Annotated in this window: 22 protein-coding genes; 18 read left to right on the forward strand and 4 right to left on the reverse strand. The window is 58.4% G+C overall.

What is annotated here, in order from left to right; all coding sequences use genetic code 11:
* Positions 1 to 2: 2 nt before the first annotated feature.
* The 14 genes from fdx (at position 3) to I9H09_RS06050 (ending at position 12,438) form a co-directional block, all read left to right on the forward strand.
* The gene (gene fdx / locus I9H09_RS05985; RefSeq protein ID WP_005891625.1) at positions 3 to 344 is read left to right on the forward strand and encodes an ISC system 2Fe-2S type ferredoxin; all 342 of its coding nucleotides are present in this window, start codon (positions 3 to 5) and stop codon (positions 342 to 344) included.
* Positions 345 to 358: 14 nt separating this feature from the next.
* Positions 359 to 559 carry a Fe-S cluster assembly protein IscX gene (gene iscX / locus I9H09_RS05990; protein WP_122347464.1) on the forward strand — a complete coding sequence of 67 codons (201 nt, stop codon included), beginning with the start codon at positions 359 to 361 and terminating at the stop codon, positions 557 to 559.
* 96 nt (positions 560 to 655) lie between these two features.
* The gene (ndk, locus tag I9H09_RS05995) at positions 656 to 1,081 is read left to right on the forward strand and encodes a nucleoside-diphosphate kinase (RefSeq protein WP_002552482.1); all 426 of its coding nucleotides are present in this window, start codon (positions 656 to 658) and stop codon (positions 1,079 to 1,081) included.
* Positions 1,082 to 1,113: 32 nt separating this feature from the next.
* Positions 1,114 to 2,262, forward strand: a complete 1,149-nt coding sequence (gene rlmN, locus I9H09_RS06000; RefSeq protein ID WP_122312900.1) for a dual-specificity RNA methyltransferase RlmN — start codon at positions 1,114 to 1,116, stop codon at positions 2,260 to 2,262.
* Between the two features lie 26 nt (positions 2,263 to 2,288).
* Positions 2,289 to 3,047, forward strand: coding sequence for a type IV pilus biogenesis/stability protein PilW (gene pilW, locus I9H09_RS06005; RefSeq protein ID WP_005891628.1), 759 nt, complete (start codon positions 2,289 to 2,291; stop codon positions 3,045 to 3,047).
* Positions 3,047 to 4,051 carry a RodZ domain-containing protein gene (locus I9H09_RS06010; RefSeq protein ID WP_005891629.1) on the forward strand — a complete coding sequence of 335 codons (1,005 nt, stop codon included), beginning with the start codon at positions 3,047 to 3,049 and terminating at the stop codon, positions 4,049 to 4,051. Before pilW ends, I9H09_RS06010 begins: the two co-directional genes overlap by 1 nt.
* Positions 4,052 to 4,054: 3 nt before the next feature.
* Positions 4,055 to 5,164, forward strand: a complete 1,110-nt coding sequence (gene ispG, locus I9H09_RS06015; RefSeq protein ID WP_005891630.1) for a flavodoxin-dependent (E)-4-hydroxy-3-methylbut-2-enyl-diphosphate synthase — start codon at positions 4,055 to 4,057, stop codon at positions 5,162 to 5,164.
* A gap of 22 nt (positions 5,165 to 5,186) precedes the next feature.
* A complete protein-coding gene (hisS, locus tag I9H09_RS06020) occupies positions 5,187 to 6,476 on the forward strand; it encodes a histidine--tRNA ligase (protein ID WP_024670476.1) in 1,290 nt (429 codons plus the stop codon).
* 38 nt (positions 6,477 to 6,514) lie between these two features.
* The gene (locus tag I9H09_RS06025) at positions 6,515 to 7,156 is read left to right on the forward strand and encodes a YfgM family protein (protein WP_122347466.1); all 642 of its coding nucleotides are present in this window, start codon (positions 6,515 to 6,517) and stop codon (positions 7,154 to 7,156) included.
* Positions 7,149 to 8,303 (forward strand): outer membrane protein assembly factor BamB, encoded by a 1,155-nt coding sequence (gene bamB / locus I9H09_RS06030; protein ID WP_024670477.1) that lies wholly within the window; start codon positions 7,149 to 7,151, stop codon positions 8,301 to 8,303. The genes I9H09_RS06025 and bamB overlap by 8 nt, the downstream gene beginning before the upstream one ends.
* A 137-nt stretch (positions 8,304 to 8,440) precedes the next feature.
* Positions 8,441 to 9,910: a ribosome biogenesis GTPase Der gene (gene der, locus I9H09_RS06035; protein ID WP_024670478.1), complete on the forward strand. Its 1,470-nt coding sequence runs from the start codon at positions 8,441 to 8,443 to the stop codon at positions 9,908 to 9,910.
* A gap of 110 nt (positions 9,911 to 10,020) precedes the next feature.
* Positions 10,021 to 11,169, forward strand: coding sequence for a pyridoxal phosphate-dependent aminotransferase (locus I9H09_RS06040; protein ID WP_122347467.1), 1,149 nt, complete (start codon positions 10,021 to 10,023; stop codon positions 11,167 to 11,169).
* Positions 11,157 to 11,948, forward strand: a complete 792-nt coding sequence (locus I9H09_RS06045; protein WP_024670480.1) for an amidohydrolase — start codon at positions 11,157 to 11,159, stop codon at positions 11,946 to 11,948. The genes I9H09_RS06040 and I9H09_RS06045 overlap by 13 nt, the downstream gene beginning before the upstream one ends.
* Positions 11,949 to 12,006: 58 nt before the next feature.
* Positions 12,007 to 12,438, forward strand: a complete 432-nt coding sequence (locus I9H09_RS06050; RefSeq protein WP_024670481.1) for a hypothetical protein — start codon at positions 12,007 to 12,009, stop codon at positions 12,436 to 12,438.
* 134 nt (positions 12,439 to 12,572) lie between these two features.
* Here I9H09_RS06050 and I9H09_RS06055 read toward each other — a convergent pair whose 3' ends face one another.
* The 4 genes from I9H09_RS06055 to xseA all read right to left on the reverse strand — a co-directional run bounded on the left by I9H09_RS06055 (position 12,573) and on the right by xseA (position 18,066).
* A complete protein-coding gene (locus I9H09_RS06055; RefSeq protein WP_005891648.1) occupies positions 12,573 to 13,442 on the reverse strand; it encodes an isocitrate lyase/PEP mutase family protein in 870 nt (289 codons plus the stop codon).
* A gap of 371 nt (positions 13,443 to 13,813) precedes the next feature.
* Positions 13,814 to 15,484 carry a 2-isopropylmalate synthase gene (gene leuA, locus I9H09_RS06060; protein WP_122347468.1) on the reverse strand — a complete coding sequence of 557 codons (1,671 nt, stop codon included), beginning with the start codon at positions 15,482 to 15,484 and terminating at the stop codon, positions 13,814 to 13,816.
* Between the two features lie 370 nt (positions 15,485 to 15,854).
* The gene (locus I9H09_RS06065; RefSeq protein ID WP_005891650.1) at positions 15,855 to 16,679 is read right to left on the reverse strand and encodes a peptidoglycan DD-metalloendopeptidase family protein; all 825 of its coding nucleotides are present in this window, start codon (positions 16,677 to 16,679) and stop codon (positions 15,855 to 15,857) included.
* A gap of 7 nt (positions 16,680 to 16,686) precedes the next feature.
* Complete coding sequence (xseA, locus tag I9H09_RS06070; protein WP_236502364.1) at positions 16,687 to 18,066, reverse strand: exodeoxyribonuclease VII large subunit; 1,380 nt, start codon at positions 18,064 to 18,066, stop codon at positions 16,687 to 16,689.
* A 131-nt stretch (positions 18,067 to 18,197) separates the two neighbouring features.
* Here xseA and I9H09_RS06075 point away from each other — a divergent pair, with 131 nt between their 5' ends.
* The 4 genes from I9H09_RS06075 (at position 18,198) to I9H09_RS06090 (ending at position 23,523) form a co-directional block, all read left to right on the forward strand.
* Positions 18,198 to 18,746: a hypothetical protein gene (locus I9H09_RS06075; protein WP_053481217.1), complete on the forward strand. Its 549-nt coding sequence runs from the start codon at positions 18,198 to 18,200 to the stop codon at positions 18,744 to 18,746.
* A gap of 94 nt (positions 18,747 to 18,840) precedes the next feature.
* Positions 18,841 to 20,310 (forward strand): IMP dehydrogenase, encoded by a 1,470-nt coding sequence (gene guaB / locus I9H09_RS06080; protein WP_005891653.1) that lies wholly within the window; start codon positions 18,841 to 18,843, stop codon positions 20,308 to 20,310.
* Between the two features lie 105 nt (positions 20,311 to 20,415).
* Complete coding sequence (guaA, locus tag I9H09_RS06085; protein WP_024670486.1) at positions 20,416 to 21,993, forward strand: glutamine-hydrolyzing GMP synthase; 1,578 nt, start codon at positions 20,416 to 20,418, stop codon at positions 21,991 to 21,993.
* Between the two features lie 309 nt (positions 21,994 to 22,302).
* The gene (locus tag I9H09_RS06090; RefSeq protein WP_236502368.1) at positions 22,303 to 23,523 is read left to right on the forward strand and encodes a tyrosine-type recombinase/integrase; all 1,221 of its coding nucleotides are present in this window, start codon (positions 22,303 to 22,305) and stop codon (positions 23,521 to 23,523) included.
* Positions 23,524 to 23,526: the final 3 nt, after the last annotated feature.

Genomic DNA, 23,526 nt, shown 5'->3' on the forward strand with positions numbered 1-23,526 from the left:
TGATGCCGCAGGTGATTTTTCTGCCCCACGCCGAGCATTGCCCGGATGGGCTGGTTGTAGAAGCGCCGACCGGCACGTCTATTCTGGAGCTCGCCCACGAGCATCACATCGAGATCGAAAGCGCCTGTGGCGGCGTGTGTGCGTGCACCACTTGTCACTGCGTTATTCGTGAAGGCTTTGGCTCGCTTAATGAAGCCGACGAGCTGGAAGAAGACATGCTCGACAAGGCCTGGGGACTTGAAGCGCAATCGCGTCTATCCTGTCAGGCCATTGTCGGTACTGAAGACCTCACCGTCGAGATACCCAAGTACTCGCTCAATCACGCTGCCGAAGCGCCGCACTGATTCAAGGAACGCTCATGAGTCTCAAATGGGTTGATGTACAGGAAATTGCTATCCAGCTGGCTGAAAGCCATCCGGAAGTAAACCCGCTCACTGTGAGTTTCCCCAGGCTGCGTGATCTGGTCATGGCGTTGCCGTCATTCGATGACGACCCGGCCCGTAGCGGGGAAAAGGTTCTTGAAGCGATCCAGACACTATGGATCGAAGAGCTGGATTAACGTTCGGTAACGTACGCCGTTAGGCAATACACCAGAACCCGCGTATAATTCGCGGGTTTAATTTTTCGCTTAAATCACTGTTTCTGGAGTTTCACCATGGCTGTTCAACGTACTTTCTCCATCATCAAGCCTGACGCCGTTGCAAAGAACGTAATCGGCGAGATCACCACTCGTTTCGAAAAAGCCGGTCTGCGCGTTGTCGCTTCCAAGCTGAAGCAACTGTCCAAGGCCGAAGCTGAAGGTTTCTACGCTGAGCACAGCGCTCGTGGTTTCTTCGGTGACCTGGTTGCTTTCATGATCTCCGGTCCGGTTGTGGTCCAGGTTCTGGAAGGCGAAAACGCTATTGCTCTGAACCGTGAGCTGATGGGCGCTACCAACCCTAAAGAAGCTGCTGCCGGCACTATCCGTGCCGACTTCGCTGACTCCATCGACGCCAACGCTGTTCACGGTTCCGATTCGGAAGCCGCCGCCGCTCGCGAAATCTCGTACTTCTTCGCAGCTACCGAAGTAACCGCTCGCTAAGTCATTCTGACTGACGAGTGAAGGGTGAATTCATGATTGCATCGACTGGTAAAACCAACCTGCTGGGTCTGACTCAACAGGAAATGGAGAAATTCTTCGACTCTATCGGGGAGAAGCGCTTCCGTGCCGGTCAGGTCATGAAGTGGATTCACCACTTCGGCGTCGATGATTTCGACGCGATGACGAACGTCAGCAAGGCCCTGCGCGAAAAGCTCAAGGCCTGCGCTGAAGTTCGCGGTCCTGAAGTGGTCAGCGAGGATATCTCCAGCGACGGCACCCGCAAGTGGGTGGTGCGCGTAGAGTCCGGCAGCTGCGTCGAGACCGTCTATATTCCGCAGGGTAAGCGTGGCACTTTGTGTGTTTCGTCCCAGGCGGGCTGTGCCCTGGACTGCAGTTTCTGCTCCACCGGCAAGCAAGGCTTCAACAGCAACCTCACCGCCGCCGAAGTCATCGGCCAGGTGTGGATTGCCAACAAATCCTTTGGCAGCGTCCCGGCGACCGTCGACCGTGCCATCACCAACGTGGTGATGATGGGCATGGGTGAGCCGCTGCTGAACTTCGACAATGTCATCGCCGCCATGCATCTGATGATGGATGACTTGGGGTATGGCATTTCCAAACGCCGAGTGACGTTGTCCACGTCCGGTGTGGTGCCGATGATCGATGAGCTTTCCAAGCATATCGATGTCTCGCTGGCCTTGTCGCTACATGCGCCTAACGATGCGCTGCGCAACCAGTTGGTACCGATCAACAAGAAGTACCCGCTGCAGATGCTTCTCGAGTCCTGCCGTCGCTACATGTCCAGTCTGGGCGAGAAGCGCGTGCTGACCATCGAGTACACAATGCTCAAGGACATCAACGACAAGGTCGAGCACGCCGTCGAGATGATCGAGTTGCTCAAGGACACACCTTGCAAGATTAATCTGATCCCGTTCAACCCGTTTCCGCACTCTGGTTACGAGCGTCCCAGCAATAACGCAATCCGTCGTTTTCAGGACCTGTTGCATCAGGCCGGTTATAACGTCACTGTGCGTACCACGCGTGGCGAAGACATTGATGCTGCATGCGGCCAACTGGTCGGTCAGGTCATGGACCGCACGCGTCGTAGTGAACGCTACATCGCTGTGCGCGAGTTGAGTGCCGATGCCGAAACGGCTTCCGGTGCGGCAACCCGAACCTGACTGCGAACCTGACCGGGAAAGACTTAATGTCTGTGCGTGCCTCCTTTCTACTGTGTGTTGTCATGCTGCTGACGGCTTGTGTGTCCACCGGCAACGTCAACCCGCTGAGTACGAAGCAGGGGCGCGAAGAGGCGCGTCAGGCTTACGTGCAGCTCGGATTGGGCTATTTTCAACAAGGTCAGACCGAGCGCGCCAAGGTGCCGCTTAAAAAAGCACTCGAGCTCGACAGTTCCGACCCCCAGGCCAATGCGGCGCTGGCGTTGGTGTTCCAGACCGAAATGGAGCCCGAACTCGCCGAGCAATATTTCCGCAAGGCGCTCGCCTCCAGCAATAACGACACACGCGTCGTCAATAATTACGGCAGTTTTCTCTACGAGCAAAAGCGTTACAAGGAAGCCTACGAGCGTTTTGAGCAGGCTGCCGCCGACAACCTGTATCCTGAGCGCTCTCGGGTCTTTGAAAGCCTGGGCATGACCTCGCTGGCGCTGGGCAATCGCGAGCAGGCCCGCGAGCAGTTCACCAAGGCCTTGCGCCTAGACCGTCAACTGCCGCGCTCCTTGCTGGAGATGGCACAGTTGTCTTATGAAGACCGGCAATTTGTGCCCGCACGTGATTATTACGACCGTTTTAGCCAGCTCAGCGAGCAAAATGCACGTAGTCTATTGCTCGGCATACGCTTGGCAAAGATCTACGATGACCGTAACAAGGCGGCCAGTTTCGGCCTGCAGTTGAAAAGACTCTATCCCGGTACGCCGGAATATCAGCAATACCTGTCGGAGCAATGATGAAAGCGGCGCATCCCGAAGTTGTAGCAACCAATCGCGTGAACCCTGGAGAAACACTGCGCCAGGCACGCGAGAGCAGGAGCTGGTCGCTGCCCGATGTGGCTTTGAGGCTGAACCTCACCGTGACCTCCCTGAGCAATCTGGAGAACGGCAATTTTGAAAAACTGCCTGGGCACACGTTTGCCCGGGGGTATGTACGTGCCTATGCGAAGCTGCTTGGCCTTGATCAGGCAGCACTGGTTGATCAGTTCGACCAGTTTACCGGTACCGATGGCAAGGGCAGTGCAGTTCACGCGCTGGGCCGCATCGAGGAGCCGGTGAGGCTGTCACACAATATTCTGCGTATCGTCAGCCTGTTGCTGCTGGTGATTTTGGTCGGTGGCGGTTTTTTCTGGTGGCAGGACCAGGCGACCCTGCGCGGCAGGGATCAGTCCGGACTTAACATGGAACACGTCGAAGTCGAAAGCGCCGACGGCACCACGCAGATCCATCCGCTGGACGAGCCTGAAGAAGCGCCAGTGGTCGAAGCACCTGCTTCCGGACAGACTTCCCTGCCATTGAACACCGGTGCGCCTGCCAGCGAGTCGCCGAGCGCTGCGCCAGCCGCACCTGCTACAGATACTACCGGCCGCTCTGCTGCCCAGCCTCAGGCACCGGCTGCTGCGCCGACGCCTGCACAGACTGCGCAGGCGCCAGTGGCTTCGCCTAATGTGCCGTCCATGCCGACAACGCCGGCTGAACAGCCAGCCCCTGTCATGGCGGGCGCCGGCCAGGTCACTGTGCAGTTCGTCGCCGACTGCTGGACGCAGGTCACCGACGGAAACGGCAAGGTGCTGGTCAGCGGTCTCAAGCGCAAGGGCGAAAATCTTGATGTCAGCGGCAAGCCGCCGTTGACCCTTCGTCTGGGCTATGCACGCGGCGCGCAGGTTACCTACAACGGTCAGCCGGTAGACGTGGCACCTTTCACCAGCGGCGAAACTGCTCGCCTGAAGCTAGGGCAATAAGTCATGCACGGCGAATCTCCGATCAAACGTCGCGAATCCCGAAAAATATGGGTTGGTTCTGTACCAGTGGGCGGCGATGCGCCGATTGCCGTACAGAGCATGACCAACAGTGACACCAATGATGTGGCGGCCACCGTCGCCCAGATCAATCGACTGGAAGCAGCCGGTGTCGACATCGTGCGGGTTTCCGTACCTGACATGGATGCTGCCGAGGCTTTCGGTCGTATCAAGCAGCTGGTCAAGGTGCCACTGGTCGCCGATATTCATTTTGACCACCGCATCGCCTTGCGCGTTGCCGAGCTGGGTGTCGACTGCCTGCGTATCAACCCGGGCAACATCGGTCGTGAAGATCGCGTGCGTGCCGTGGTCGATGCCGCACGCGACCGCGGCATCCCCATCCGGATCGGTGTCAACGCCGGATCGCTGGAAAAGGACCTGCAGAAAAAATACGGCGAGCCGACGCCCGAGGCTCTGGTAGAGTCCGCGCTGCGTCATGTCGAACACCTTGAGCGTCTGAACTTCCAGGACTTCAAGGTCAGCGTAAAGGCCTCTGACGTGTTCATGGCCGTGGCTGCCTACCGTTTGCTGGCCAAGCAGATTGTCCAGCCGTTACACCTGGGCATCACTGAGGCGGGCGGCTTGCGTTCAGGCACAGTGAAATCGGCTGTCGGTCTGGGTATGCTGCTCGCCGAGGGAATTGGCGATACTATCCGCATCTCGCTGGCCGCTGATCCGGTCGAAGAGGTGAAAGTCGGGTACGACATTCTCAAATCGTTGCGCCTTCGCTCCCGCGGGATCAACTTCATCGCCTGCCCGAGCTGCTCGCGGCAGAATTTCGATGTGGTCAAGACCATGAACGAGCTGGAAGGCCGACTCGAAGATTTGCTGGTGCCTCTCGATGTGGCGGTGATCGGTTGTGTGGTCAATGGTCCTGGCGAAGCCAAGGAGGCGCATATTGGTCTCACCGGTGGCACGCCGAACCTGATCTACATCGACGGCAAGCCCGCGCAGAAACTCACCAACGACAATCTCGTGGATGAGCTTGAACGCTTGATTCGCGAGAAAGCAGCCGAAAAGGCTGAAGCCGACGCCTCGGTCATCGTGCGCGGCTAACCAGGATTGCTAAGGATTTTCTGTGAGTAAGTCTCTACAAGCCATTCGTGGCATGAACGACATCCTGCCTGAGCAGACGCCCCTGTGGCGTCACTTCGAAGGCACTGTCTCGCGTCTGCTGGATAACTACGGTTATCGCCAGATTCGCATGCCCATCGTCGAATTTACCGAACTCTTCAAGCGATCTATCGGCGAAGTGACCGATATCGTCGAAAAAGAGATGTACACCTTCGCTGACCGCAACGGCGATTCCCTGACCCTGCGCCCGGAAGGCACTGCTGCCTGTGTGCGAGCGGTTCTGGAACACGGTATTACCGGTGGTGGTCAGGTTCAGAAACTGTGGTACATCGGCCCGATGTTCCGTCACGAGCGTCCTCAGAAGGGGCGTTATCGTCAGTTTCACCAGATCGGTGTAGAAGTATTCAACCTCGATGGTCCGGACATCGACGCCGAGCTGATCGTCATGACCTGGCGCCTTTGGGGCATGCTCGGTATTCGCAATGCGGTCAAGCTCGAGCTGAACAGCCTGGGTACCAGCGAAGCTCGTGCACGTTACCGCGACGCGCTGGTCGAGTTTCTCTCGGCGCGTCTTGAGCAACTGGATGAAGACAGCCAGCGTCGTCTGAAAACAAACCCGCTGCGCGTGCTCGACACCAAGCACCCTGAAACCCAGGCTGTGCTGGTCGATGCGCCGAAACTGGCGGATTATCTCGATGATGAGTCCCGCGTGCATTTCGAAGGCCTCAAGGCCCGTCTGGATGCGGCTGGTATTCCTTATGTCATCAACCCCAAGCTGGTGCGCGGGCTGGATTACTACAGCAAAACCGTTTTCGAATGGGTCACCGATCAATTGGGTGCTCAGGGGACTGTGTGTGCGGGCGGCCGTTACGACGGTCTGGTCGAGCAAATGGGCGGCAAGCCGACTGCTGGCGTAGGGTTCGCGATGGGCATCGAGCGTCTGGTGCTGTTGCTCGAAACCCTGGAGCAGGTTCCGGAAGAAATTGCCCGTCAGGTGGATGTCTACCTGTGTGCCTTCGGCGAAGCAGCCGAGCTGGCTGCGCTGGCGCTGACCGAAAAGGTTCGTGACCGGTTGCCGACCCTGCGCCTGCAGGTCAATGCCGGTGCAGGCAGCTTCAAAAGCCAGTTCAAGAAGGCTGACAAGAGCGGGGCGCTGTACGCTCTGATCCTTGGCGAAGAAGAGTTGGCAGCAAAGGTCATTGGCGTCAAACCCCTGCGTGGTCAGGGCGAACAACAAAATATTGCCTGGGACGCTCTTGCAGAGCACCTGGCCGCCTGCGTTGTGCAGGGTTGAAACAGATTAACAGCCGTTTAGCGAATAGGAGTATTGGGGTGTCGGGTACCGAAGATGAAGAGCTGGCGGTAATGAAGGACTGGTGGCAGCGTAACGGCAAACCCCTGTTGACAGGTGGTCTGCTGGCGCTGGTGGTGGTCTTGGGCTGGCAAGGCTGGCAGCGGTATCAGGCTGGCCAGTCACAAGGCGCCTCGTTGCTCTATCAGCAACTGCTCGAAACCGCGCTGACGCCGAGCGGTCAGGCAGATACGGCGCGTGTCGCCGAGCTGTCCGGCAAACTGAAAAGCGAATTTGGTGGCACTACCTACGCCCAGTTCGGTAGCCTGTTCGTCGCCAAGGTGGCGGTCGATGCCGGCAAGCTGGATGATGCAGCTGCCGAACTGAAAACCGTAGCTGACAAGCCAGCCAATGACACTCTGGGTGAAGTTGCCCGTCAGCGCCTGGCTCGTGTGATGGCTGCACAGAACAAGGTCGATGACGCGCTGAAATTGCTCGACGGCGATGCCGACAAGGCATTCCTCGCCAGTCGTGAAGAACTCAAGGGCGACCTGCTGGTACAGCTGGGCCGAACCGATGAGGCACATGCTGCATACCAAAAGGCCAAATCCGCTCTGTCCGAAGACGCAGCGGTTGGTGGCCTGCAAATGAAGCTCGACGATCTGGCGAAAGGGGATGCGTGACGTGATTCGTTGGAAACATGCAGCATTGCTGGCTCTGGCCATTCTGGCCGCGGGTTGCAGCAGCAACAGCAAAAAGGAATTGCCTCCGGCCGAGCTGACCGACTTCAAAGAAGAAGTGGTTCTGCAAAAGCAGTGGAGTCGTTCGATCGGCGACGGTCAGGGCAAGACCTACAACATGCTGGTCCCGGCAATTGACGGTGATCGCATCTATGCGTCTGACGTCACTGGCGAAATCGTCTCTCTGGATCGACTGACCGGTGATGTGATCTGGAAGAAGGATCTTGATCTTCCTGTTTCCGGCGCTGTCGGCGTGGGTTACGGCCTGGTGATGATTGGCACTCTCAAGGGTGAAGTCGTTGCCATGGACGCTGCCACCGGTGAAGAGAAATGGCGCGCCCACGTGACCAGTGAAGTGCTGGCTCCGCCTGCCACCAACGGTTCCGTGGTTGTGGTTCAGACGCAGGATGACCGTATCGTCGGCTTCGATGCGTCTACCGGCTCTCAGCTCTGGATCTACGAAAGCACACCCGCTGTGCTGACCCTTCGCGGAACAGGTGCTCCACTGGCCACCAACCGTCTCGCAATCGCCGGCCTGTCGACTGGCAAGGTCGTCGCCCTCGATATTTCCAACGGCGTACCGATCTGGGAACAGCGTGTTGCGATCCCTCAGGGTCGTTCCGAGCTGGACCGCGTGGTCGATATCGACGGCGGCCTGCTGCTGTCCGGCGGTACACTGTACGTCGCCACTTATCAGGGCCGCATCGCCGGTCTGGATCTGGAAAGCGGTCGTGTACTCTGGCAGCGTGACGGTTCAAGCTACTCGGGCGTAGCCCAAGGCTTCGGCAGCGTTTACGCCACCTTGGCCTCAGGCACTGTCGAAGGTATCGACGAGCGTTCGTCCTCCGCACTGTGGAGCAACGAATCGCTGGCTCGCCGTCAGTTGGGGGCGCCGGAAGTGTATTCCAGCTACATCGCGGTCGGTGACATGGAAGGCTACCTTCACCTGTTGAGCCAGGTCGATGGTCGCTTTGTCGGTCGCGAGCGCATTGACAGTGACGGCCTGCGTGCCCGTCCGCTGGTAGTAGGGGACATGATTTACGTGTATGGCAACAGCGGCAAACTGGAAGCCCTGACCATCAAGCAATAAGTGTCCAGGCCCGAGGCCATTGGCCCCGGGTGACCTTGCCTCGGCAAGGCTGCAGCGTCATTGTGCGCTGCTCCGAACTTCGGCCGCTGCCCTGCAGCGGCTTTTGTATTTTCTGAAATAACGAAGTGGAGAGCCTAATGGTTCCCGTAATCGCCCTGGTGGGTCGACCGAACGTCGGCAAGTCCACCATGTTCAACCGCCTGACCAGGACCCGCGACGCTATTGTCGGCGATCTGTCCGGTCTTACCCGTGATCGCCAATACGGAGAGGCGAAGTGGCAAGGGCGCTCCTATATTCTGATCGACACCGGCGGTATCTCCGGTGACGAGCATGGCATGGACGAAAAAATGGCCGAGCAGTCTCTGCTGGCCATTGAAGAAGCCGATGTGGTGCTGTTTCTGGTGGATGCCCGCGCGGGTTATACCGCCGCTGATCAGATGATTGGTGAGCACCTGCGCAAGCGCAACAAGCGTTCCTACGTGGTTGCCAACAAGATCGACAACATCGATGAGAACCTGGCGCGTGCCGAGTTCAGCCCGATGGGGCTGGGCGACGCCATTCCGGTGGCCGGCGCTCACGGTCGCGGCATCTCGCAGATGCTCGAAATCGCTCTGCGGGAATTCCCCAGAGACGAGGACGACCTTGAAGAAGGTGAGGTCGAGGAAGTTGCCGAAGGTCAGGAAGCCAAGCGCATTCCGGGCCCGAGCGAAAAAGACGGTATCAAGATCGCGATCATCGGTCGTCCGAACGTCGGCAAGTCGACGCTGGTCAACCGTATGCTCGGTGAAGACCGGGTTATCGTTTATGACGAGCCTGGCACCACGCGTGACAGCATCTATATTCCCTTCGAGCGGAACGAAGAGAAGTACACGCTGATCGACACGGCAGGTGTGCGCAAGCGCGGCAAGATCCACGAAGAAGTCGAAAAGTTCTCTGTGGTCAAGACCCTGCAGGCCATCAAGGACGCCAACGTGGTGATCTTCGTGATGGACGCCCGGGAAGGGGTGGTCGATCACGATCTCAACCTGCTGGGCTTCGCTCTCGAGGCGGGTCGTGCACTGGTCATCGCGCTGAACAAGTGGGACGGCATGACGCCGGGCGAACGTGATTTCGTGAAGATCGAACTGGAACGCCGGTTGTTCTTCGTCGATTTCGCGGACATCCACTTCATCTCGGCCATGCACGGCACGGGCGTAGGCAACCTTTATCAGTCGGTGCAGAACTCGTTCAAGTCGGCCGTAACGCGCTGGCCGACCAGCCGTCTGACGCAGATACTCGAAGACGCGGTCAGCGAGCATGCGCCACCGATGGTCGGCAGCCGCCGCATCAAGCTGCGCTACGCTCACCTGGGGGGTGCCAACCCACCGCTGATCGTGATTCACGGCAACCAGGTCGAGAAAGTACCCAAGTCTTACGTGCGGTATCTGGAAAACACCTATCGCCGTGTGCTCAAGCTGGTCGGTACGCCGATCCGGATCGAGTTCAAAGGTGGCGAGAACCCTTATGAAGGCAACAAGAACACGCTGACGGACCGCCAGGTCAACAAGAAGCGTCGAATGATGTCGCACCACAAGAAAGCCGACAAGAAGCGCCGCGACAAGCGCTGAGTCAGCCACTGGAAAAAGGCGCTTCGGCGCCTTTTTTTGTGCGTGTTTAATGGGCTATCCTGCTTGACCCCGTGCCGCCCGGTGCCGGGAGATTGCAGGGAAAGGGTTCCATGATCGACAGCAAGTTGCCCAATGTGGGCACCACTATCTTCACCGTCATGTCACAGCTGGCCGCCGAAAACGGCGCTATCAACCTGTCCCAGGGGTTTCCTGATTTTGACGGGCCGCAGGCGCTGCGTGACGCAGTCTGCCGCCATGTCACCGAGGGGCATAACCAGTATTCGCCGATGACCGGGCTGCCGGCACTTCGCCAGCAGGTAGCGGCCAAGATTGGCCGCAGCTATGGGCGTGAGGTCAACCCGGACAGTGAGATCACCATCACGCCCGGAGCGACCCAGGCAATTTTTTGTGCGATCCACTCGGTTATTCGTCCCGGCGACGAAGTCATCATTTTCGACCCTTGCTATGACAGCTACGAACCTGCGGTGGAGCTGGCGGGTGGGCGCTGCGTCCATGTGCAACTGGTGCTGGATGATTTCTCCATCGACTGGCAAAAGCTGACCGATGCACTCAGCCCGCGCACCCGCATGATCGTCATCAACAGCCCGCATAACCCGAGCGGTGCACTGATCAGCCGCGCAGAGCTTGATCGCCTGGCTGCGCTGATTGCCGATCGCGATATCTATCTGCTCAGTGATGAGGTCTACGAGCACCTGGTGTTTGACGGCGCACAGCATGTCAGCGTGCTTGATCACGATGCGCTGTATCAGCGTGCCTTTGTCGTCAGTTCGTTTGGCAAGACCTATCACGTCACGGGCTGGAAGACCGGCTACGTAGTTGCGCCCCCAGCACTGACCGCCGAATTGCGCAAGGTACATCAGTACGTCAGTTTCTGCGGTGTGACGCCGCTGCAGTATGCGCTGGCTGATTTCATGGCCGAACATCCCGAGCATGTCGACGAGCTGCCAGGTTTCTATCAGGCCAAGCGGGACTATTTCTGCAGCCAGTTGGCAGGCTCGCGCTTCAGCTTCAAACCGGTCGGCGGTACTTATTTCCAGCTGGTCGATTATTCGCAGATCAGGCCTGATCTGAACGATGTGGACATGGCCCTGTGGATGACCCGTGAGCATGGCGTGGCCAGTATCCCCATCTCTGTTTTCTATCAAAGCCCACCATCAGGGCAGCGCCTGATCCGCTTGTGTTTTGCCAAGCAGGAAGACACGTTACGTCAGGCTGCGGAGAAACTATGCGCGATATAAGCGGACTGCCGAACCTGAAGCTCGCTTTGATCCAGACGACATTGGTCTGGCATGACCGAGAGGCCAATCTCGAGCATTTCGGACAGTTGCTGGATCAGGCGCAAGGCGCTGATCTGGTCGTCCTGCCGGAAATGTTCACTACCGGGTTTTCGATGGAATCCGAAGCGCTGGCCGAGCCGGAAGCCGGGCCGGCATCGGCCTGGCTTGTGGCGCAGGCCAAGCGTCTCAATGCCGTTGTCACGGGCAGCGTGATCATTCGGGCAGCAGATGGCAGTCATCGCAACCGCCTCTTGTGGGCGCGCCCAGATGGAGAGTTGCTGCATTACGATAAACGCCATCTGTTCCGCATGGCTGGCGAGCATGAGCACTACACGCCGGGCGACCGTCAGGTGACGTTTGAGCTCAACGGCTGGCGCATCCGCCCATTGATCTGTTACGACCTGCGTTTTCCGGTCTGGAGCCGTGACGCTCTGGACACCGATCTGCTGCTCTACACCGCCAACTGGCCGGGTGCGCGGCGTATGCACTGGAACCGCTTGCTGCCTGCCAGAGCGATTGAAAACCTGTGCTATGTCGTCGCCGTCAATCGAACGGGGTCGGACGGAAAAGGCTTTGCCTATACCGGTGACAGTCAGGTACTGGATTATCAAGGCGAGAGCCTGTTGAACGCAGGCGATGCGGACGGGGTGTTCATGGCGACCTTGAATGCGGTGGATTTGCAGGGCTACCGCACGCGATTCCCGGCCGGTCTGGATGCTGATTCATTCAATATTCAATAATTCATTACAGAATATTTCGCATCGGCCGATAGTGTGTCCAGACTTCCAGGAGAGCGTTATGACAACCATCGACACTTCCATGCTTAACCGTTACTCGAGTCCGTTGACGCTGACAGTCAAGAAGCCCGAGGAAAATGCAGTTACTGCTGCTACCAATGCCAAGGACACGGACAAGGCCACGGAAGAGGCTTCTACCGAAGGCGCGAGCGGCGCACCTGCGGATGGCGGTACCGTAGGCGGATCCAGCTCGGATGCACTCCAGCAAACTATCGACAAGATAAAAGAACAGATAAAGCAGGCTCAAAAGGAATTGGCCCGGGAGCAGGCTCAACTGGCCGCTGCACAGAGCAGCAAGGGCACCCCGGAAGAGAAGGCCCAACGGTCATTGGCTATCCAGGGGCAGATCTCGGCCACCAGTTCCACCTTGCAGACCCTGCAAGGCGCGCTGTTGCAGCTGGAAACCCAGCGTGGCATCAAAGCAACTGCCTGATATCGCTTACTGCGCACCCACTCTGGAGCGAAGTGCAGGCACGATGCTTAACCAGTTATCGTTCCTTACGCTCTAGTGTAGGAATGCCCTGGGTGACGCTCTGCGTCACTCATGGGCAGTGCCCAGCCTGCCGCTTACTCGTTCACATTCATGAACTTACTGGCCCACTCTACGTAGTCTTCGGGCTGGGTGTAGGTGTGGGTCAGTTCCGTGGCGCTCATGTTCGACTCGCTGCCGAGTATCTGGCGCTGTTCGCGCAGGCAGTCGTAGGTCGCCTTGATCGCGGCAAAGTAAGCCGCGTGACCGTGGACGCAGACTCTGACGCCCATCTCGGCAAGGCGCGCATTGTCATGCAGCTCCGGGTTACCGTAGGTCACCAGCATGAGCGGTACGGTCAGGCCTTCTGAAATCTGTGCCAGGTGATCAAAGTCACGAATGCCAACGATGGTAATGCCGTCAGCCCCGGCAGCCTGATATTGCTGCACGCGACTGATAGCCTCCTGAACCGGAATGATCGCCGCATTGGTGCGGGCAAAAATCGACATCTCCGGATCGACACGCGCTTCCAGCGCCGCACGGATCTTGCCGACGCCTTCTGCAGTAGAAATCAGGTCGGTGGACTTGCGGTTAAATTGTGCAGGCAGCAGGGTGTCTTCGATGGTCAGTGCGGAAATGCCGGCACGTTCCAGTTCGACCACAGTACGCATGACGTTCAGGGCGTTGCCATAGCCATGATCCGCGTCTGCGATCACCGGGAGCTGGGCGACGCGGCCGATGCGTGTGGCCTGCTCAACGAATTCACTCAGGGTGATCAGTGCGAAGTCCGGGGCTGCCAGTACTTGCAGCGACGCGACAGAGCCGCCGAGTATGCCTACTTCAAAGCCCAGATCCGCCGCGATTCGCGCTGACATGGGGTCAAATACCGAAGCGGTGTGGAAGCATGAGTTCGACGAGGTGAGCTCACGGAAACTGCGGCGCAAATCTTGGTGGGAAGCCTTGGGCATAATCGCTCCAAATGTGATCGGATCAGCTCAGCATTACCGAGGCAGATAGTAATTTCAATGCACGGGAGGTCTGCCCGAGCATTCTTTTCGTCCGGAAATCAATGCAATAGTCGTCTTGGTTTTTTATAGGAAAGATGCAGCTGGCAGGAAAGTCCGGATTGGCATCGTCAGCATATGGGTCGCTGTTGGAGGCGGGCCAGTCTGGATTAAGGGCAGCATGCTACCACAGCAGAAATGAAAAAGATTATGCCGAAAAAGACAGGGGTATGCGCAGACTGCAAGAGCCTTTAAAGGAGAGGTGGGGCGTTACAGGAAGCGTTGTAACGTAGGGGTGAAGAGGGCGGACAGGTGTCCGCCCTCGGTTCAAGGGCTCAGGCGGCCTTGGCTTGTGCCAGACTCAGCGAGCGGTTGAGCGCGCTGAACAGGGCGCGGAAACTCGCTGTGGTGATGTTTTCATCAATGCCCACACCGTGTACCGCGCGGTCGCCATTGACGCGCAGCTCGATATAGGCGGCGGCCTTGGCCGTGGTGCCCGAACCGATCGCATGCTCGTTGTAATCCATTATCTCTACAGCTACCGGCAGGCCTGCTACCAGGGCCTCCAGAGCACCTTTGCCCTTGCCGCGCCAGTGTTGGGTTTCACCGTCCACATGCACTTCTGCATCGACAGCGCTGTTACCGTTCTCTTCCTGCAACTTGTGGCTGATCAGCGCATAGGGCGTGTTGGCTTGCAGGTATTCACGACGCAACAACGAGTGGATCTGCTGGGCAGTCATCTCCAGGCCCAGGCGGTCGGTTTCACCCTGAACCACCTGGCTGAACTCGATCTGCATACGACGCGGCAGAGAGATTCCGTATTCCTGTTCAAGCAGGTAAGCAATGCCGCCTTTGCCGGACTGACTGTTGACGCGAATTACTGCCTCGTAGCTGCGACCGATATCAGCCGGGTCGATCGGCAGGTAAGGGACTTCCCACAGCTCGCCTTCCTTCTGCTGCGTGAAGCCCTTGCGGATGGCATCCTGGTGCGAGCCGGAGAACGCTGTGTGGACCAGATCGCCCACATACGGATGACGAGGGTGAACCGGAATCTGGTTGCATTCCTCGACGACCTTGCGCACTCCATCGATGTCCGAGAAGTCCAGCCCAGGGTTGATGCCCTGGGTGTAGAGATTCAGTGCCACGGTGACCAGGTCGACGTTGCCGGTACGCTCGCCATTGCCGAACAGGCAGCCTTCGACACGGTCCGCGCCGGCCATAAGGCCCAGCTCGGTGGCGGCTACGCCGGTGCCACGGTCGTTGTGGGTATGCAGGCTGATCAGCACGCTGTCGCGGCGAGTGATGTGGCGGCCGAACCATTCAATCTGGTCGGCGTAGATATTCGGTGTGGCGACTTCGACGGTGGCTGGCAGGTTCAGAATTACCTTGTTCTCGGGCGTCGGGTTCCACACCTCGATCACCGCGTCGCAGACTTCCTTGGCGAACTCCAGCTCGGTCGCGCTGAAGGTTTCCGGCGAGTACTGGAACGTCCACTGGGTTTCCGGCTGCAGTGCTGCGTACTTGACGAACATCCTGGCCGCGTTGACTGCGATTTCCTTCACGCCAGCCTTGTCCTGATTGAACACGATGCGACGGAATGACGGGCACGTTGCGTTATACAGATGAACGATCGCCTTACGGGCGCCGCGCAACGATTCGAAGGTACGCGCGATCAAGTCTTCACGTGCCTGGGTCAGCACCTGAATAGTGGTGTCTTCCGGAATATGACCTTCTTCGATCAGGGTGCGGACGAAGTCGAAGTCAGTCTGCGACGCTGCAGGAAACGACGCCTCGATTTCTTTCACGCCGACGCTGACCAGGGTTTTCCAGAAACGCAGCTTCTTGACCGCATCCATCGGCTCGATCAGCGACTGGTTACCGTCGCGCAGGTCGGAGCTGCACCAGATCGGCGCCGCATCGATGGTTTTCGAAGGCCAGGTGCGGTCGGGCAGATCAATGGTCGGGAACGCACGGTACTTCTTCGAAGGGTCGTTGAGCATGGTCATCGGAAAATCCTTTTGTATTCACGGGGCCGGTAAGCGGCGGCCTGCCGTTTTGGAAAGTATGGGGTTTGCGAACGCAGGGGCGAGGTACAGCAAATCTAGCCTGGCAGTCGGGCGCTGACCAGGCTGAGGCACCGATGTTGGCGCAATAAAATAAGGGTTTGGGCGTTTTTCATGAAGTCAACCGTACCCACTGGCCAGCACGATGGCAAGCACTTGAAAAAAATTGGGATAAATTCTCGTCATTAGCGTTTTGCTGGTTTTTTATAGCGTTATTCGAGAATTTTATTCCGGAGTATTGTGGGGGGGTGGGCGATGTGCGCAAAGAAAGGGAGCAGTGAGCGAGCGCTGCTGCGCTCGCTCAGGGGGCTGCTCAAGGCTGAAATGCGCCGATAAAAATTGCCGGATCGACCCGCGCGTCATTCAGGCTGACATTCCAGTGCATGTGTGGACCGGTTGCCCGCCCGGTAGCACCGACTTTACCGACAACACCGCCCCTTGGGACCTGATCACCGACTTTTACATCGATCTTCGACATGTGGCAGAACATGCTGATAAAGCCTTGGCCGTGGTCGACGAACACGGTGTTGCCGTTGAAAAAATAATTACCGGTCAGAATGACCTTGCCTGCTGCCGGAGACTTGATCGGCGTTCCGGCGGGCACCGCGAAGTCCAGTCCTGAGTGCGGGTTGCGTTCTTCGCCGTTGAAGAACCGGCGCACGCCGAACTTGCTCGACAGCGGGCCATTGACCGGCTTGTCCAATATCAGATTGCTAGGTGTGCCGGGGCTGAAGCTTCTATAAGCGCGCAGTTGCTCGGCCAGTTCACCTTCGATGCGCTTGTTGTCTTCTGGGTTGGGATTGACCTGACGCTTGTTCTTGAGGGTTATGTGCTGTTCCGGGTATTTCTTGCTGCCAACCGTGAAATTGAGCGTGCGACCGCCCGACGTGACCTGTTGAGTGCCCGGCTTGACGGTCAGCGGGATGCCGACAATGGCCAGCCAGCGCGCACCTTGTTCCTTGACCACCAGCACCGGTTTGCCTTGATAGGTGGCGGTCGGCGCCTGCGCACCTGTGCCAAGATCGATGACGGCCACGCCACCGGGCACCGGTTTGTCGAGGGCGCGAGTAATGAAGCTGTCGGCATGGGCGGGCAGGCAGAGCAACAGGGCGAACAGCGGGGCGATAAAACGTAGCATCAGGCAGTCAGTCCAGAAGGGAAAGGGTCACGGGCGTGAGGTGATTGTCTTCGACACGTACTTGCAGTTCGCCTTCGCCCAGCCGCGCGGTAAGGCGCTGGCCGGGCCGGGTTTGTGAAGCGTGGCGGATTGCATGGCCCCGTTCATCGAGCAAGATACTGTAACCACGCCCCAGCGTAGCCAGCGGGCTGACGACATTTAGCGTTTGCATCTGACTTTGCAACTGCAACTTGCGGGCCTTGATCTGGTCGCGAATGGCCCTTGGCAAGCGCTCGGCCAGCGCATCTAGACACTGGCGCAGAAACGCCAGCGTGCGGCCCGGATGCTGCGCGGCGAGACGGCTTTGCATGTGCGCCAGACGCACCTGCCGCGTGTGCATGTTCTGTTCGAAAGCGCGGCGCAGGCGCATGTCCAGGTCATCCAGGCGCTGTGATTGCTGGCGCAACCGTTCACCCGGATGCCTCAGCCGACGCGAGATACCTTCCAGCCGCAACCGCTCACGCATGAGCCGATCCTGCATGCGGCTGACCAGCCGTCGATGCAGGTTATCGACACGGCGGTGCAGGTCGCTGGAGTCCGGGGCCAGCAACTCAGCAGCCGCGGAGGGCGTCGGGGCTCGCACATCGGCGACGAAATCACTGATGGAAACGTCGGTTTCATGCCCGACCGCACTGACGATCGGCGTGACGCAAGCATCAATCGCACGAGCCACGGCCTCTTCGTTGAAACACCAGAGGTCTTCCAGTGATCCGCCGCCGCGGGCGAGGATCAGGGCGTCGAAACCCTGGGCGTCGGCCAGCTTCAGCGCGCGGACAATCTGGTTGATGGCCTCGCGGCCTTGAACTGCGGTAGGAATCAGAGTCAGCTCGACCCGTGGCGCTCGGCGGCGAAACACGCTGATGATGTCGCGGATCACTGCGCCGGTCGGCGAACTGATGATGCCGATACGTTGCGGGTGCAGCGGCAGGGCAACCTTGCGCTCGGCGCTGAACAGGCCTTCGTCGCTGAGTTTGGCTTTCAGCGCATCGAACGCCAGCCGCAGTGCGCCATCACCGGCAGGCTCGATAGTGTCGAGAATCAATTGATAGTCGCCACGGCCTTCGAACAGTGAAACCTTGCCCCGTACCTTGACCTGCAAACCGTCCTTGAGTGCCTGACGCACCCGTGCGGCGCTTTGTCGGAACAACGCACAACGCACCTGTGCGCTGGAGTCCTTCAACGTGAAGTAGACATGCCCCGAGGCTGGGCGCGACAGATTGGAAATCTCGCCCTCGACCCAGATGCTGCTGAACACGTCCTCCAGCAACACCCGCGCACGGCCGTTGAGCTGGCTGACAGTTATGACTTCCCGGTCGAGGCCGAGTCTTTCGAAAGGGTCTTTGATCATGTCGGGCATCATAATGGCAATGCCGGTCCGGCGCACGAGTCTGTAACGCCGCTTCAGACAGGATTTGACCTTGACCTTAATCATCAGCGCATTAAGCTGCGGCCTCGAACAGCATCCAGCGACGCTCCGTTATGAACACCCAAAGCATCATCGTCCCGCAAATATCCACATTCCCCGGGCACGAGGCCAGAGCGCGGCTTATCTTGCGCTGGCTGGTCAAGCTCGACGTGGTCGAACCGGAACTGACCACCTGCGGGCGCACGCATAACAAAATGGCTTATGCCGTGGCGCCTGGAGCCCGCCGGGTGGCGAAGAACCCGGACGCGTTGCCATTCAGCGAAGTGATCAATGGTCTGGAAATTGTCACCAAGCGTTGCATCTTTACCCCGCTGAATGATTTTGCCGAGGAGGCCGGTTGCCCGGAATGCCGTCGCGAAGTCGGCGAGGCGCTGTTCGATAGCCTTGAAGACTGGATGCCCGGCCACACCGACAATTTCACCTGCCCCGAATGCCGCCACGAAGACGACATCAACGGCTTTCTGTTTCTGGACGCCTGCGGCTTTTCCAATCTGGGCTTCATCTTCAATAACTGGCTGGAGGCGTCTTTCACCCAGACCTTTCTGGACGACTTCGCCGAACGTCTGGACCGTCCGGTCTCTTTCGTTCATGTGCGTCTATAAACAGCCTTGATAATAGGCTGAGGTTTACATTGAGCCGGACGGGGTCTGTGGGTATAATGGCGCGCTTCCAATTTCCCGCTCGGGAGCCCCCGCGATGCTGCGTATCAGTCAAGAAGCCCTTACATTCGACGACATTCTCCTTGTGCCCGGTTATTCCGAGGTACTTCCAAACGAAGTCAGTCTGAAAACCCGTTTGACCCGTGGCATCGAGCTGAATATACCTTTGGTCTCTGCTGCAATGGATACAGTCACCGAGGCCCGTCTGGCAATTGCCATGGCCCAGGAAGGCGGTATCGGTATCATCCACAAGAACATGACCATCGAGCAGCAAGCTGCCGAAGTGCGCAAGGTCAAGAAGTTCGAGGCCGGTGTCGTCAAGGACCCGATCACGATCGAAGCCGACGCCACTGTTCGTGATCTGTTCGAACTCACGCGCATGCACAATATTTCCGGTGTACCCGTGCTGCACAATGGCGACCTGGTCGGCATCGTGACGTCCCGCGACGTACGCTTCGAAAATCGTCTTGATGTCCCTGTCCGCGAAGTGATGACGCCCAAAGAGCGTCTGGTCACCGTGCGTGAAGGCGCCGACAAGAACGAAGTACGCGAACTGCTGCACAAGCACCGTCTTGAAAAAGTCCTGATCGTCGACGCCAACTTTGCGCTCAAGGGCATGATGACCGTCAAGGACATCGAAAAAGCCAAGGCTTATCCGCTGGCCAGCAAGGACGATCAGGCTCGCCTGCGTGTCGGCGCTGCTGTCGGTACTGGCAAGGACACCGGCGAGCGTGTGACCGCACTGGTTGCTGCTGGCGTTGATGTTGTTGTAGTCGACACCGCTCACGGCCATTCCAAAGGCGTGATCGACCGCGTGCGCTGGGTCAAGGACAACTTCCCGCAGGTGCAGGTCATCGGTGGCAACATCGCCACTGGCGAAGCTGCACTGGCGCTGGTCGCTGCGGGTGCCGACGCAGTCAAGGTCGGCATCGGTCCTGGCTCCATCTGCACCACGCGCATCGTTGCCGGTGTAGGCGTGCCGCAGATCAGCGCCATCGCCAACGTTTCCGCTGCCCTTGAAGGCACTGGCGTGCCGATGATCGCCGACGGCGGTATCCGCTTCTCTGGCGACCTTTCCAAGGCCATTGTGGCAGGCGCGTCCTGTGTGATGATGGGTTCGATGTTTGCCGGTACTGAAGAAGCGCCAGGCGAGATCGAACTGTTTCAGGGCCGTTCCTACAAGGCCTATCGCGGCATGGGTTCGCTGGGTGCTATGTCCCAGGCTCAGGGGTCGTCCGATCGCTACTTCCAGGATTCGTCCGCAGGTGCCGAGAAACTGGTGCCGGAAGGTATCGAAGGCCGTGTGGCCTACAAGGGGCCGTTGTCGGCCATCATCCATCAGTTGATGGGCGGTCTGCGTTCCTCCATGGGTTACACCGGCAGTGCCGACATCGAACAGATGCGCACCAAGCCCGAGTTTGTTCGCATAACCGGCGCCGGCATGGCTGAGTCCCACGTCCATGACGTGCAGATCACCAAGGAAGCGCCGAACTATCGCGTTGGTTGATCCGGACTGCATCGTGGTATGTGCCGCGGTGCAGGCCAACGGTTTTTATAGCCGGGGCTGTTGACGCAGCCCCGTGTCGTTTCTGTTTTTTGACGAGAATGAGTCATGGCCCTCGACATTCACGCCCACCGTATCCTGATCCTCGACTTCGGTTCCCAGTACACCCAGCTGATCGCCCGCCGCGTGCGTGAAATCGGTGTGTATTGCGAACTGCATCCGTACGACATGGACGACGAAGCGATTCGCGAATTTGCCCCGCGTGGGATCATCCTCGCTGGCGGCCCTGAGTCCGTGCACGAAGCCAACAGCCCGCGTGCGCCGCAAGCGGTATTCGACCTCAATGTACCGGTCTTCGGCATCTGCTACGGCATGCAGACCATGGCCGAGCAACTGGGCGGCCGCGTTGCAGGCTCCGACATGCGCGAGTTCGGCTACGCCCGTGTCGACGTCGTCGGCAAGAGCCGCCTGCTTGATGGCATCGAAGACCATATCGATGCCGACGGCGTGTTCGGTCTCGATGTGTGGATGAGCCACGGCGACAAGGTCACCGAAATCCCGGACGGTTTCCATATTCTGGCCAGCACCCCGAGCTGCCCGATTGCCGGCATGGCCGACGACGACCGCAAATACTACGGCGTGCAGTTCCACCCGGAAGTGACCCACACCAAGCAGGGCGGTCGCATCCTGTCGCGCTTCATCCTCGACATCTGCGGCTGCGAAGCACTGTGGACCCCTTCGAAGATTGCTGAAGACGCTATCGCTCAGGTTCGCGCTCAGGTTGGTACTGATAACGTATTGCTGGGCCTGTCCGGCGGCGTTGACTCCTCCGTGGTCGCGGCGCTGCTGCACAAGGCCATCGGCGACCAGTTGACCTGCGTATTCGTCGACAACGGCCTGCTGCGCCTGCACGAAGGCGAGCAAGTGATGGCCATGTTCGCCGAAAACATGGGCGTCAAGGTCATTCGCGCCAACGCCGAAGAGCAGTTCCTGAACAACCTGGAAGGCGAGAGCGACCCGGAGAAGAAGCGCAAGATCATCGGTCGCACCTTCATCGACGTGTTCGATGCCGAATCCTGCAAGCTGGACAACATCAAGTACCTGGCGCAAGGCACCATCTACCCGGACGTGATCGAGTCGGCTGGCGCAAAAAGCGGCAAGGCACACGTCATCAAGTCGCACCACAACGTGGGCGGCCTGCCGGAAGAAATGAACCTCAAGCTGGTCGAACCCCTGCGCGAGCTGTTCAAGGACGAAGTCCGTCGCCTGGGCCTCGAACTCGGCCTGCCGTACGACATGGTCTACCGCCACCCATTCCCTGGCCCAGGCCTGGGCGTGCGCATCCTCGGCGAAGTGAAGAAGGAATACGCCGACATCCTGCGTCGTGCCGACCACATCTTCATCGAAGAACTGCGCAAGGCCGACTGGTATCACAAAGTAAGCCAAGCGTTCGTGGTGTTCCAACCCGTCAAATCGGTTGGCGTGGTCGGCGACGGCCGCCGCTATGCATGGGTCGTTGCCCTGCGTGCGGTAGAAACCATCGACTTCATGACTGCTCGCTGGGCGCATCTGCCTTATGAGCTGCTGGAGACAGTGAGTGGCCGGATCATCAACGAGATCGAAGGGATTTCGCGGGTGACTTACGACGTGTCGAGCAAGCCGCCTGCGACTATTGAGTGGGAATGATTGGACGTCCGGCATTGTCCGGCACCAACTAGCAAGAAATGCTCTGGAGCCCGCGTAATTGCGGGCTTTTGGCTTTTTGGGTCTGGCAAATTCTGGCAGCTTTGTGCATCGCCAAGCACCGTGTTTGTATGGCATGGTACGGGGCATTGACTGAGCCAAATGCCATGTTCGGTGCTCGATACCATGTCGCCCTAGTAAGGTAGGGCATGGTATCAAATCTCATCATCGGCCCGGTTTCATTGGGTTTTACCGTGGTGCATGAGTGCTTTTCTGAGCATGGTATTTTTTTTCATGGAATCCATAACTGCCATGTTGACCGATACCAAGCTGCGTAACCTCAAACCGCAAGAAAAACTCTACAAGGTGAACGACCGCGACGGGCTGTACGTGGCCGTCACTGCTGCCGGTTCCATCTCATTTCGTTACAACTACTCAATCAATGGCCGTCAGGAGACCATCACGTTCGGTCGTTATGGCGTGGGTGGCATCACACTTGCGGAAGCCAGAGAGCGCCTGGGCGAGGCTAAAAAGATGGTTTCGGCGGGTAAGTCACCTGCCAAAGAGAAAGCTCGTGCCAAGGCACGCACCAAAGGGGCAGAGACGTTTGATGCGTGGGCTGAGAAATGGCTGCGTGGGTATCAGATGGCTGACTCAACCCGGGACATGCGCCGATCGGTTTACGAGCGCGAGCTAAAGCCGCGTTTCGGTAATCAGAAACTGGTGGAAATCAATCATGAGGATCTGCGAACGCTGACAGATGCAATTGTGGAGCGTGGAGCTCCAGCCACGGCCGTGCACTCCCGCGAGATTGTGATGCAGGTGTTCCGATGGGCGATAGAGCGTGGCCAGAAGGTTGAGAATCCGGCTGATCTGGTGCGTCCTGCAAGCATCGCTAAATTCGAGCCACGTGATCGCGCTTTAGGGCCTGACGAAATCGCGTTGATGTATCAGTACCTGGACCGCATCGGCACTGCCTCATCCGTGAGAGTCGCCGCTAAGCTGCTGTTGCTGACCATGGTTCGAAAAAGTGAATTGACCAACGCTACCTGGAACGAAATCAATTTCAGTGAAGCCCTGTGGACTATTCCGAAAGAGCGGATGAAGCGGCGCAATCCCCATTTGGTGTTCTTATCTCAGCAGGCGCTGGATTTTTTCATTGCTCTGAAGACGTTTGCCGGTGGTTCGGATTACGTCTTTCCCTCACGGTACGATTCCGATTTGCCAATGAGCACCGCGACGATCAATCAGGTGCTGACGCTGACCTATCGGCTCGCGCAGAAAGAGGGGAAGCCGTTGAGCAAGTTCGGACCGCATGATTTGAGGCGGACAGCGAGCACGCTGCTGCATGAAGCGGGTTATAACTCAGACTGGATCGAGAAGTGCCTTGCGCACGAGCAGAAGGGCGTACGGGCCGTCTATAACAAGGCTGAATACCGTGATCAGCGTCGGGCGATGTTGCAGGATTGGGCGGATATGATTGACGAGTGGACGCTCAAACGACCACGTCCAAACAATGGCGGAAAAAAATGAAAT

The organism is Pseudomonas tremae, from assembly GCF_023278125.1.
Taxonomy (GTDB): Bacteria; Pseudomonadota; Gammaproteobacteria; order Pseudomonadales; family Pseudomonadaceae; genus Aquipseudomonas; species Aquipseudomonas tremae.

Excerpts from the sequence above, each read along its gene's own strand:
- I9H09_RS06040 (WP_122347467.1), top strand. The coding sequence starts at position 10,021 with ATGATCGACAGCAAGTTGCCCAATGTGGGCACCACTATCTTCACCGTC.
- rlmN (WP_122312900.1), top strand. The coding sequence starts at position 1,114 with ATGATTGCATCGACTGGTAAAACCAACCTGCTGGGTCTGACTCAACAG.
- guaA (WP_024670486.1), top strand. The coding sequence starts at position 20,416 with ATGGCCCTCGACATTCACGCCCACCGTATCCTGATCCTCGACTTCGGT.
- ndk (WP_002552482.1), top strand. The coding sequence starts at position 656 with ATGGCTGTTCAACGTACTTTCTCCATCATCAAGCCTGACGCCGTTGCA.
- I9H09_RS06065 (WP_005891650.1), bottom strand. The coding sequence starts at position 16,679 with ATGCTACGTTTTATCGCCCCGCTGTTCGCCCTGTTGCTCTGCCTGCCC.
- ispG (WP_005891630.1), top strand. The coding sequence starts at position 4,055 with ATGCACGGCGAATCTCCGATCAAACGTCGCGAATCCCGAAAAATATGG.
- xseA (WP_236502364.1), bottom strand. The coding sequence starts at position 18,066 with ATGATCAAAGACCCTTTCGAAAGACTCGGCCTCGACCGGGAAGTCATA.
- fdx (WP_005891625.1), top strand. The coding sequence starts at position 3 with ATGCCGCAGGTGATTTTTCTGCCCCACGCCGAGCATTGCCCGGATGGG.
- iscX (WP_122347464.1), top strand. The coding sequence starts at position 359 with ATGAGTCTCAAATGGGTTGATGTACAGGAAATTGCTATCCAGCTGGCT.
- guaB (WP_005891653.1), top strand. The coding sequence starts at position 18,841 with ATGCTGCGTATCAGTCAAGAAGCCCTTACATTCGACGACATTCTCCTT.
- I9H09_RS06090 (WP_236502368.1), top strand. The coding sequence starts at position 22,303 with ATGTTGACCGATACCAAGCTGCGTAACCTCAAACCGCAAGAAAAACTC.
- I9H09_RS06055 (WP_005891648.1), bottom strand. The coding sequence starts at position 13,442 with ATGCCCAAGGCTTCCCACCAAGATTTGCGCCGCAGTTTCCGTGAGCTC.
- pilW (WP_005891628.1), top strand. The coding sequence starts at position 2,289 with ATGTCTGTGCGTGCCTCCTTTCTACTGTGTGTTGTCATGCTGCTGACG.
- I9H09_RS06045 (WP_024670480.1), top strand. The coding sequence starts at position 11,157 with ATGCGCGATATAAGCGGACTGCCGAACCTGAAGCTCGCTTTGATCCAG.
- der (WP_024670478.1), top strand. The coding sequence starts at position 8,441 with ATGGTTCCCGTAATCGCCCTGGTGGGTCGACCGAACGTCGGCAAGTCC.
- I9H09_RS06075 (WP_053481217.1), top strand. The coding sequence starts at position 18,198 with ATGAACACCCAAAGCATCATCGTCCCGCAAATATCCACATTCCCCGGG.
- leuA (WP_122347468.1), bottom strand. The coding sequence starts at position 15,484 with ATGACCATGCTCAACGACCCTTCGAAGAAGTACCGTGCGTTCCCGACC.
- I9H09_RS06050 (WP_024670481.1), top strand. The coding sequence starts at position 12,007 with ATGACAACCATCGACACTTCCATGCTTAACCGTTACTCGAGTCCGTTG.
- bamB (WP_024670477.1), top strand. The coding sequence starts at position 7,149 with ATGCGTGACGTGATTCGTTGGAAACATGCAGCATTGCTGGCTCTGGCC.
- I9H09_RS06010 (WP_005891629.1), top strand. The coding sequence starts at position 3,047 with ATGAAAGCGGCGCATCCCGAAGTTGTAGCAACCAATCGCGTGAACCCT.